The sequence below is a fragment of the Roseicyclus sp. genome, assembly GCF_052168335.1.
Lineage (GTDB): Bacteria > Pseudomonadota > Alphaproteobacteria > Rhodobacterales > Rhodobacteraceae > Roseibacterium.
In genome coordinates this window covers 1-10,560 of record NZ_JBQLZP010000034.1, presented here as the reverse complement: position 1 = coordinate 10,560, position 10,560 = coordinate 1, and the positions used below count along the sequence as shown (strand labels likewise).

General features: G+C 72.2%; 10 protein-coding genes. 4 read left to right on the top strand and 6 right to left on the bottom strand.

Annotation, left to right across the window (positions count from 1 at the left end):
* The 4 genes from ACTS11_RS01210 to ACTS11_RS01195 all read right to left on the bottom strand — a co-directional run.
* On the bottom strand, positions 1–883 hold an 883-nt coding region (locus ACTS11_RS01210; protein ID WP_442638533.1), incomplete at its 3' end, for a DUF6639 family protein.
* Positions 884–946: 63 nt separating this feature from the next.
* Positions 947–1,321: an EamA family transporter gene (locus ACTS11_RS01205; protein ID WP_442638532.1), complete on the bottom strand. Its 375-nt coding sequence runs from the start codon at positions 1,319–1,321 to the stop codon at positions 947–949.
* Entirely contained in the window at positions 1,318–2,055 is a 738-nt protein-coding gene (locus ACTS11_RS01200; protein ID WP_442638531.1) for a class I SAM-dependent methyltransferase, read from the bottom strand. Before ACTS11_RS01200 ends, ACTS11_RS01205 begins: the two co-directional genes overlap by 4 nt.
* A gap of 25 nt (positions 2,056–2,080) precedes the next feature.
* Positions 2,081–3,841 carry a hypothetical protein gene (locus ACTS11_RS01195; protein ID WP_442638530.1) on the bottom strand — a complete coding sequence of 587 codons (1,761 nt, stop codon included), beginning with the start codon at positions 3,839–3,841 and terminating at the stop codon, positions 2,081–2,083.
* A 138-nt stretch (positions 3,842–3,979) separates the two neighbouring features.
* On the opposite strand from ACTS11_RS01195, the gene ACTS11_RS01190 reads away from it, so the two are divergent.
* Both ACTS11_RS01190 and ACTS11_RS01185 read left to right on the top strand, forming a co-directional pair.
* The gene (locus tag ACTS11_RS01190; protein WP_442638529.1) at positions 3,980–4,951 is read left to right on the top strand and encodes a glycosyltransferase; all 972 of its coding nucleotides are present in this window, start codon (positions 3,980–3,982) and stop codon (positions 4,949–4,951) included.
* An 81-nt stretch (positions 4,952–5,032) separates the two neighbouring features.
* Positions 5,033–5,425 carry a PAS domain-containing protein gene (locus ACTS11_RS01185; protein WP_442638528.1) on the top strand — a complete coding sequence of 131 codons (393 nt, stop codon included), beginning with the start codon at positions 5,033–5,035 and terminating at the stop codon, positions 5,423–5,425.
* A 150-nt stretch (positions 5,426–5,575) separates the two neighbouring features.
* On the opposite strand, the gene ligD is transcribed toward ACTS11_RS01185, so the two are convergent.
* The gene (gene ligD, locus ACTS11_RS01180) at positions 5,576–8,011 is read right to left on the bottom strand and encodes a DNA ligase D (RefSeq protein ID WP_442638527.1); all 2,436 of its coding nucleotides are present in this window, start codon (positions 8,009–8,011) and stop codon (positions 5,576–5,578) included.
* A gap of 5 nt (positions 8,012–8,016) precedes the next feature.
* Positions 8,017–8,877 carry a non-homologous end joining protein Ku gene (ku, locus tag ACTS11_RS01175; protein ID WP_442638526.1) on the bottom strand — a complete coding sequence of 287 codons (861 nt, stop codon included), beginning with the start codon at positions 8,875–8,877 and terminating at the stop codon, positions 8,017–8,019.
* A gap of 136 nt (positions 8,878–9,013) precedes the next feature.
* On the opposite strand from ku, the gene ACTS11_RS01170 reads away from it, so the two are divergent.
* Entirely contained in the window at positions 9,014–10,144 is a 1,131-nt protein-coding gene (locus ACTS11_RS01170) for an ABC transporter permease (protein ID WP_442638525.1), read from the top strand.
* Positions 10,145–10,146: 2 nt separating this feature from the next.
* The coding region (locus ACTS11_RS01165) for an ABC transporter ATP-binding protein (protein WP_442638524.1) at positions 10,147–10,560 on the top strand (414 nt) is incomplete at its 3' end.

The following is a 10,560-nucleotide window of genomic DNA, read 5'->3' as shown; positions in this document are numbered from 1 at the left end:
GACCAGGCGCTGCGCAATCTCGTCGCCATCGGCCTGCCGCTGGACGAGGCGGCCCTCCGGCTGTCGACGCTGCCCGCCGACTGGCTCGGCCTGTCCGACATCGGGCGGATCGCGCCGGGGATGCACGCCGACATGGTCGTGGCGGACGGCGAGCTCGCGCTTCTCCGCGTGCTCGTCGGCGGCGCCGAGGTCGGGCTGTGAACACGCCCTGACGCTCGGGACGCTCGAAGCTCTCCTCCCCCGACAGAAGGCGGCCCACCAGCGCGCAGCCGTTGCCCGGCAGGCGGAAGTGCAGCCAGGCGTTGGCGGCGAAGCGGCGCGGCGCGAGGCGGTAGATCCAGATGTCGATCCGCCCCTCCGACGGGGCGGCGAGGCCTGCGTCGGCGAGGATCACCTCGCGCCATTCCTCGGGCAGGCGCTCGAGCTCCATGGCGGCGGCGATGTACTCGTGGTCCACCAGCGGCACGACACGCCCGCCCGCGTTCTGCTCGACCAGCGCATGCGTCGTCTCGTGGGTGAGAAGCGCGCCGAGGAGCACGCTGCCCGGGATGGCCGCATAGGGGTCGCCCGGCGCGACCAGCGCGGAATAGTCGTCGCGCACGACGAGGCGGATGCGATCGTCGGCACAGTCGTAGGCGCCGAGGCAGGTCGACATCGGGTGGAGAACCTCGTCCACCACGTCGATCAGGATCGGACGCCGGAGGGGAAGGTTGCAGGCGGCGAGCGCCCCCAGCGCCGCCTCGGCATCGGCGCAGATCCGGGCCCGAAGGGCCTCGGGCGCCTCGACGCGGATGGCCGGATCGCGGCAGGGCACGGGCTCGGCCGCGGCCACGCTCGCGACGAAGACGGCGAGAGCCGCCCGCATGACGGTGCTGCGCAGCATGAGCCCCTCCCCGTGGGGAATGCTACGCCCCCTGCCCGCCGCCCGCCAAGGCGGCGCAGGGCCTCAGGTGTTGATGACGACCATCCCCGCCACGATCAGCGCCGCGCCGATCCAGTAGCGCAGGCCCAGCGTCTCGCCGAAGAACAGCAGCGAGGCGAGCGGCACCAGCACGAAGCTCAGCGCCATGAAGGGATAGGCCTGCGACAAGGGCATGTGCCGCAGCACGTAGACCCAGAGCACCGTGGCCGAGCCGTAGATCGCGAAGGCCACCAAGAGGTAGGGATCGACGAGGGTGCGCAGGATGCCCGCGACGCCGCTCGCCCCCCGTCCGTCGATCCGGCCGCCCGTCATCTTGAACAGGACCTGCCCCGCCGAGATCATCACCGGCGTCAGCAGGAGCCCCGTCCAGAGCAGCAGGGCCGGCGCGCCCGCGGTCATGCCGCCCGTCCTCGCGCGGGTTCGGCCGCGGCGGCGGGGGCGGGGCGGTCCTCGGCGTAGTAGATGTCGCGGCCGATATCCTCGCAGACATGCGCCGCGGGGCTCGGGTGGACGGCGCGCAGGAAGCTGTGGGTGTAGGGGAAGAAGTTGAAGTGCGGGTTGAAGCTGTAGCGGTATTCGCGCTCGCGCGGGACGACGATGATGACGCGCCGGCGCGCGATGCGGCGCAGCTCGGCGATGGCGCGGCGGTAGTCGAGGACGTGCTCGATCACATGGGTGCAGATCACCGTGTCGAAGGCGCCGTCCTCGAAGGGCAGGTCCTCGATCCGCGCCGCGACGTAGTCGACGCCCTCGATGGCGGCGGCGTCCTCGACCACGAAGTCCACGCCGGTCAGGCGCCCGACCTCGGGCCGCGCGGCGCGGATGCGCTTGAGCAGCGCGCCGGTGCCGCAGCCGACGTCGCAGACGCTCTCGCCCACGACGTCCTTGGCGATGCGGGCGATGCAGGCCTCGGAATTGTCGGTGCCGTCATGGACGCGCGGATGCTCGCGGTAGAGCGTCTCGTATTCCGCCTCGGTCAGGAAGGGCGCGCGGGCGCGGAACTCGGCCAGCCGGGTGATGTGTTCGCCCCAGGCGCGGCGCGCGACCCAGTGGAAGGCGGCGCTGTCGCGCAGGATCGGCGGCAGGATGTCCTCGAGGACGAAGCGGATGCGGTTGGTGGTCTCGCGGCGCATGGGGCGCTCCCTCGTGAAACCGGCGTCAGCCGGGGGTTACTGCATAGAGGCGCAGGGGGCTGCCGGGGGGCACCGGCAGGGGCGTGAGGTAGGCGGGCACCTCGTCGCGGCCGAGCGCGGGGAAGAGGCCCGGATGCGTCGTGTCCGCGGGATAGCGCGTCTCGGGGTCCGTGCCGCAGAGCGCGACGTAGTCGACGCCGAGGTCGCGGAGCATGACCTCCGCCTCCGCCGGCTCGGCCAGCGCGATGCGGATCTGGGCGATCATGCCGGCCTCGTTGCGGTGGTAGGGCGCCGAGAGGACGCGCTGCGGGCTCTCGAGCAGGATGTGTGCGCCGAGGTTGGAACTGGCCGAGACGAGGCCCGGCGGCAGCGCGGCGAAGGCCCCGAGGACGTCGTCCTCGTAGCACCGGAAGAGGTCGCCCACGGGGTCGGACGTGGCGTCGTTGCCGGGCGCGCGCGCGGGCGCAGGCATGGCGGAAGCCACCGCGCCGCTCACGCCCGGAACGGCGAGCAGCAGGAGCGCGATGCCCGCCAGCCCCCGCGCCCGCCCCTCGCGCAGCAGCGCGGGACCGAGGACGGCGACCGGGAGCACGGCGAAGAGGCTCAGCGCGGGCAGACCGCGAACCTGGTAGGCGGCGATGGCGAAGGCGGCGACGAGCCCCGCGAGGAGCATCGCCCAGCCGGTTCGCGCCGCGGGATCGCGCCGGATCAGGACCATGGCCGAGACAGCACCCGCAAGCGCCGCGACGAGCACCGGCACGACCGGTCCCGGCCCCTCGGCCAGCCGCTCAACCAGGCTGCGCGTCTCGGCCACGTTGTCGAGCCAGGCCGCGCGCAGGAAGGGATCGATCGCGTCCACGGGGTTCGTGAAGCAGGCCGGCGCGACGAGCGCCGCCGCCGCCAGCGCAACCGCGCCCACCGCCAGAAGCGCGCCTAGGCGCAGCGCGACCGGGCGGGCGCAGAGCGTCGCCGCGACGCCCGCGAGCCCGAGCGCGCCGAGGATCGCGGGCAGCGCCATGTCGACCGAGAGCGCGTCGCAATGGCCGCCCCGGTAGGCCGAGGCGGGCGCCGTCGCGACGAAGAGGAGGGCGAGCGTCGCCGCGAAGCTCAGCCCGAGCGCCACCGCGGCGCGCGCGAGCTGTCCGGGCACGAGCACGGCGGCCAGCGCGAAGGCCGCGCCGAGGATCGCGAGGATCGGCACCATCTCGATGCCGACGGCGAGGCTGATGGCCATGGCTCCGCCCGCGAGCGCGGCCCAGCGCGGGCTCGACGATGCGGAGAGAAGGCCGGCGAGGACCACGGCCAGCAGCGTGAGCTGCACGTTGTGGTGGTCGAGCGCGCCGGGATTATGCCGCGCCGCGTGGGACAGGAGCGCGCCGGTCAGCACCGCCGCGGCCCAGGCGGCCCCGACGCCGCCCTGCCGCCCGGCGGAGGCCGCCATGGCGAGAACCGCGGGCAGGAGCGTCAGGAGCGGCCAGAACACCGAGACGGCCCGCTCCGCCTCCGCCGTGCCGAGGAGCGGCGCGACGAGCCAGATGAGCGCGGCGATCGGCGCATCGACGAGGCGCGACCAGTGCATCTCGGTCCCCTCGGGGCCGAGGCGCGCCTGGACGAGGTCGAACCAGCCCTGCCCCGCCAGCAGGTCGCGGACCTGCACGAGGCGCATCGCATCGTCGGTCGAGAGCGGCACGGCGCCCCCGCCCGTCACGAGCGCGACCAGCGCGGGAACGGCACAGAGCGCCCAGCCCACGAGAACCGGCGCCCATAGCCCGGTTCCCGTGCCCATGCGTGGCGTCTCCGCCCGCATGTTCGCCCAAATCAGCCCCATGAAAAGGTTCCCGTGTTGCCCTGCCGCAGAACAATCCGGTAGTTTGGCGAAAAAAGGGCAGTCGCGTGAAACAATAACAGAACCTCAGGTGCATTGATGACGGATCGGACCTTCGGCGGCGCGCGGATCGCGGTTTTCCTGCCCTGCCTCAACGAGGAACCGACCATAGGGCCGCTGGTCCGCAGCTTCCGCGAGGCCCTGCCTTCGGCGCGGATCATCGTCTACGACAACCTCTCGACCGACCGGACGGCCGAGGTCGCGCGCGCGGCGGGGGCCGAGGTGGTGACGGTGCGGCGTCGCGGCAAGGGCAACGTCGTCGGTACGGCCTTCGCCGAGATCGAGGCCGATGTCTACGTGATGGCCGACGGCGACGGCACCTACGACGCGGCCGAGGCGCCCGCGCTGGTGGAGCGGCTGATCGACGACCGGCTCGACATGATCATCGGCGCGCGCAGCGGCGTCACCGCGGATGCCGGCCGCGCCGGGCACGCCTTCGGCAACCGGCTGTTCAATTCGCTCTTCCGCGGCATCTTCGGCGACGGGTTCGACGACATCTTCTCGGGCTACCGCGTCTTCAGCCGCCGCTTCGCCAAGTCCTTCCCGGCGCTCTCCACCGGCTTCGAGATCGAGACGGAGCTGTCGGTCCATGCGCTGCAGCTCCGCCTTCCCGTGGCCGAGATGCCGGTGAGCTACGGCACCCGTCCCGAGGGGTCGAGCTCCAAGCTCTCCACGCTGCATGACGGCATCCGCATCCTGTCGGTCTTCCTCCTCCTGATGAAGGAGGTGAAGCCCGTGACCTTCTTCGCGGCGCTTTCGCTCATCGCGCTCTTCACCTCGTTCTGGTTCGGCATTCCGGTCCTCAACGACTACTTCGAGACCGGCCTCGTCGAGCGGATGCCGACCTGGATGCTGACCATGGCCCTCATGATCCTCGCGTTCCTGCTGTTCACCTGCGGGCTGATCCTCGACAGCGTGGCGCGGGGGCGGCTCGAGCGGAAACGCCTCGCGACGCTGTCTATCCCGCGCTTCGAGCCGCGCGGCGCGGGCGCGGCGCAGGCGGCCGAGTAGCGACGCGCGAAAAAGCCGCGTGCGGCCGCGAACGGGGACCGCTAGGGTCGCGCCGTGGACCAGGCACGGGGGAGACAGGTCATGGCAACCGGACGGGCCTTCGGCGGGATACCGGACCCCCGGCAGATGCGCGGCCTGCTCGAGCAGGACGAGCAGGACATGAGCGTGGTGATCTCCGATCCCTCGCTGCCCGACAACCCGATGATCTACCTCAGCGAGGAGTTCGAGCGCCAGACCGGCTATACCGCCGGGGAGGCGCTGGGGCGGAACTGCCGGCTCCTCCAGGGCCCCGACACCAACCCCTACGCGGTCGAGGCGATCCGCCTCGGGCTCAAGGCCCAGACGCGCTTCTCCGTCGACATCCTGAACTACCGCAAGGACGGCTCGGTCTTCGTCAACCGGCTGCGGATCCGGCCGATCTACGACGCCGATGGCCGGCTGATGTTCTACGCGGGCGCGCAGAACCCGGTTTGACCGGAACCGGAGGAAGCCCTGTGGAGAACTTCCGGTAAGGTTCGAAAAGGGGCAGGAAGATGGCGGTAATCCAGGGAAATCCGCTGTTTCAGACCTGAAAACCACATGGTTTCCGGACGGCGAGGGAGCGGTTCTCCGCATATCGGCCGCTCACTTTCGCTGCTCCACCCAGCGTTCCAGCGCCGCGATCCGCGCCGCGCCGAGGCCGACCGGGTCCGGCACGCCCACGCCGTCCCAGCCCCTCTCCAGCGCCGCCCGCGCGTCGAAGGCGGAGGCCGATTTCTGCCTTGCGAGCTCCTCCCACGAGACCGGAACGGCGGCGGGCGCGCCGGGCCGCGCGCGGAGCGAGAAGGGCGCGATCGCGGTCGCGCCGCGGTCGTTCCTGAGCCAGTCGACGAAGATGCGCCCCTTCCGCCGCGCCTTGGACATGCCGGCGACGAAGCGCTCCGGCTCCGCCGCCTCGAGGCCCTGCGCGAAGACGCGGGCGAAGAGGCGGACCGTGTCCCAGCCCGCGACCCGCCGGAGCGGCACGACGACATGCACCCCCTTGCCGCCGGTGACGAGCGGCCAGGACGGCAGGCCCAGCTCGCCGAGGATGTCGCGAAGGTCCGCCGCCGCCCGCGCGACCCCGGCGAAGGGCAGCCCCTCGTCGGGGTCGAGGTCGAAGACCATGCGGTCGGGCCGATCCAGCCGGTCGCGCCGCGCGCCCCAGATGTGGAACTCGAGCGTGCCCATCTGCACCGCGCCGACGAGGCCCGCCGCGTCGGTGACGTACATGTAGTCGGCGCGCTTGCCCTCCGCCTCCTCGATGGCGACGCTCTTCACCGCGTCGGGCCAGCCGCGGCCCCGGTGCTTCTGGAAGAAGCGCTCGCCCGCCAGCCCCTCCGGCAGCCGGACGAGCGAGAGCGGGCGGTCGGCCGCCTCGCGCAGCATCCTGTCCGCCACCGCGGCGTAGTATTCGGCCACCTCGCGCTTGGTCAGGCCCGCCTGCGGGTAGACCTCGCGCGCCGGGCTCGAGACCGAGATCCCGGCGATCTCGACGCGATCCTCGCCTGCCATGCGGTCCTCCTCCAGCCGGACGCTGCGCGCCGGCTTGTCCTCGCGGCGGCCGAGGAACACCGCGTGCCGCAGCCGCCCGTCCGCCGTCATCTCGGCATATTGCACCTCGGCGACCAGTTTCGGCGTGATCCATTTCGCCCCACGCGCCTCGGCCGGCGGAACCTCGGCGGGCGGCGTCCTGCGGGCCAGCGGCGCCATGGCGCGGGCCATCTCCTCCATGCTGTCGCCGTCGAAGCCGGTGCCGACCTTGCCGACGTAGACGAGGCCGTCCTCCCCGTGCGCCCCGAGCAGGAGCGAGGCGAAGGCGCGCCCGCGCCGGTCGCTCTCCTGCCAGCCGAGGATCACGAACTCGTCGCGGCGGGCGCACTTGATCTTGAGCCAGTCGCGCCCCCGCCCCGCGCGGTAGGGGCCGTCCGCGCGCTTGGCGATCAGGCCCTCGCCGCCCGCCTTGCAGATGCGCGCGAGAACCTCCGCCGCGTCATCGCGGATCACCGGCGAGAGGTCGGCCTGCCCGAGCGGCGGCGCCTCGCGGAAGAGCCGCTCGAGCCGCGCGCGCCGCGCATGCAGCGGCTCGCCGGTGACGTCCTTTCCGTCCAGCGAGAGGAGGTCGAAGGCGTAGAAGGTGAAGGGCCCGCCCGCCCTGATCGCCTTCTGGAGGTCCGAGAACCCCGACAGGCCCGCGCCCGCCACGATCTCGCCGTCGATCAGCGCGCTGTCGCAGTCGAGCGCGGCGAAGGCGGGGCGCAGGCTCGCGAAACGGTCGGACCAGTCGTGGCCGTTGCGGGTGAAGATGCGGGGTCCGCCCCGGCCAAGCGCCACCAGCGCGCGGTAGCCGTCGAACTTGGGCTCGTGCCACCAGCCCGCGCACGTCTCGAGGTCGTCGGCCAGCGTGGCGAGCTGCACCTTCGCGAAGGCGGGGCGCTTGCCCGACTGCTCCGCCAAGGGCTCCCGCGGCTCAACCCCGGCGGCGATCTCGCGCGTGGTGCGCCCCGTCGAGACGCTCCGCCGGTAGCGCGCCACGGGGTCGCGCCGCCGCGCGGCCGCATCCTCCGCCTTGATCATCAGCCAGTTCTCGCGGCCCGTGTCGGCGCGCCCCCGCCCGGCGATCCGCACGAGGTTCCAGGCCCCCGTCAGCCGCCGCCCGTGCAGGCGGAAGCGCAGGTGTCCCTTCTCCAGCCCCTCCGCCACGGGCTGGAGCGGCGTCCAGTGCCCGATGTCGAAGAGCATGACCGTTCCCGCGCCGTAGTTGCCCTCGGGGATCACGCCCTCGAAGCCGAGATAGGAGAGCGGGTGATCCTCCGTCCGGACGGCGAGGCGTTTCTCGTCGGGGCGGAGCGAGGGGCCCCTGGTCACGGCCCAGCTCAGGAGGACGCCATCCCATTCGAGGCGCAGGTCGAAGTGGAGCCGCCGCGCGTCGTGGCGCTGCATGGAATAGCGGAGCGCGAGGCCCGCGGGCGCGCCCGCGTCGCGCGGCTCGGGCGTCGCGTCGAAATCGCGCTTGTCGAGGTAGCGGTCGAGGCGGGACACGGCGCTCAGCCCGTCTTGCGGCGCCCGCCGCCTTTCGCGGCGGCGCCCTTGGCGGACTTGCCGCCCCCGCGGGACTTGCCGCCTTCCTTCAGGCTCTCCTTCAGCGCGGCCATGAGGTCGACGACGTTCTCGCCCCGCGGCGCCTCGTCCTCGCCCGCCCGCGCGCGCGGCGTCTTGCGGTTCGCGCGCTTGCGCTCGATCAGGTCGCGCAGCGCCATGTCGTAGCGGTCCTGGTAGGCGGCGGCGTCGAACGCGCCGGTCTTGCGGTCGATGAGCTGCGTCGCGACGGACAGGAGCTCGTCGTCGGTCGTCTCGTCCTCGATCGAGGAAAAGAGCGGATCGGCCTCTCGGATCTCGTCGGCGTAGTGCAGCGTCTCGAGCAGGAGGCCGTCGCCGCAGGGCCGGATCGCGCAGAGATGCTCGCGCCCCCGCATGGTGAGCTGCCCGAGACCCGCCTTCTCGGACTGCCGCAGCGCGTCGCGCACGACGCGGTAGGCGTCCTCGGCCAGATCGTCGGTCGGCACCACGTAATAGGGCCGGTCGAAGTAGAGCGGCGGGATCTCGCAGAGGCCGACGAACTGCACCAGCTCGAGCGTCTTCTTCGTCTCGAGGCGGATCGCGTCCACCTCCTCGGGCTCGAGCAGGAGGTATTCGTCGCCGCCGAGCTCGTAGCCCTTGAGGATCTCGTCGCTCTTCACCGGGCCGTGGCCGGGAACCACCTTCTCGTAGCGGATGCGCTTGCCCGTGGGTCCGTGGATCTGGCGGAAACCCACGCGCGCGCCCGACTTGGTGGCGGCGTGGATCTCGACGGGAATGGACACGAGGGAGAGGCGCAACTGCCCCTTCCAGACGGCGCGGGATGCCATGGCGAACCTCCGGGTTTCGCGGCGACAACGCCCGCTGACACGGATTGGTTCACGATGGCCCCTCGTCCCTGCCGTGTCGTTGTGATTACCTCTGCGGTGCGGCGGAGCCCCATCCGCCGGCCCTTGGGGAGACCGGATGACGCCCGGAAACGGCACAGGGATCGAGATCGAGACGGGCGCGGACGCGGCCCGCGTGGTCCTGTCCGGGCCCTTCACGATCCGCAGCATCGACGCCGTGGCGGCGCGGCTCGACGCGCTGCCGCCGGAGGGTGCCGTGCGCGTGGACCTCTCGCGGGTCTCCCGGCTCGACACGGCGGGCGCGTGGCTCCTGACGCGCTTGCGGCAGGGGCACGAGGCGGCGGGCGGCACGGTCGACCTCACCGGCGCCACGCCCGAGATGGCGGCGATCCTGAAGACCGTGGCCGAGGCGATGCCGAAGCCCGAGACGCCGCCCGAGGCCCGCGCGTCGCTCGCCGGAACGGTCGAGGAGATCGGCCGCAGGGTGGCCGAGGCGGGCCGGACGCTCCTCGGGCTCGCGGGGTATCTCGGGCTTTTCCTGGCGGGGCTCGGGCGGAGCATCGCGAACCCGCGCGAGTTCCGCCTGACGGCGCTGGTCCACCATTGCGAGGAGGTCGGCTGGAAGGCCGTGCCCATCGTGGCGCTGATGGCCTTCCTCATCGGCGTCGTCCTCGCCTTCCAGGGCGCGGTGCAGCTCCGCCAGTTCGGGGCGGAGGTCTTCGTGGTGGACCTGATCGCGGTGTCGATCCTGCGCGAGCTCGGCATCCTGCTGACCGCGATCATCGTGGCGGGGCGCACGGCCTCGGCCTTCACGGCGGCCATCGGCTCGATGAAGATGCGCGAGGAGATCGACGCCATGCGCACGCTCGGCCTCGATCCCGCGACGGTGCTCTTCGTGCCGCGCATCCTGGCGCTTCTGCTGATGCTGCCGATCCTCGGGCTCATCGCCAACGTCACGGGCATCGTCGGCGGCGCGCTCATGTCCTGGATCGAGCTCGGCGTTTCGCCCGCGATGTTCCGCACCCGCCTGATCGAGGGGACGGACGTGAGCCACCTCATGGTCGGCCTCGTCAAGGCGCCGGCCTTCGCGCTCATCATCGGGGTCGTCGGCTGCCGGGCGGGGATGCAGGTGCAGGGCAACGCGGAATCGCTCGGCCAGCAGACCTCAAGATCGGTCGTCACCGCGATCTTCGCGGTGATCGTGGCCGATGCGCTGTTCTCCGTCTTCTTCGCCGAGATCGGGGTCTGAGCATGGCGGAGGCGGTGATCGAGGTGCGGGGCCTGCGCAACCAGTTCGGCAGCCACGTGGTTCACGAGAACCTCGACCTCGACGTCCGCCGGGGCGAGATCCTCGGCGTCGTGGGCGGCTCGGGCACCGGCAAGTCGGTGCTCCTGCGGACCATCGCGGGGCTCCAGAGGCCGGCGGCGGGCGGCGTGCGCGTCTTCGGAACGGATGTCTTCGAGGCCACGGGCGACGAGCGTGCCGCGCTCGAGGAGCGCTGGGGCGTCATGTTCCAGGACGGCGCGCTCTTCTCCTCGCTGACGGTGCGCGAGAACGTCGAGGTGCCGATGCGCGCGGTGGCCGACCTCGACCCCGCGACGGCGCGCGCGCTCGCCGACCTCAAGATCTCGATGGTCGGCCTGCCCTACCTCGCGGGCGACAAG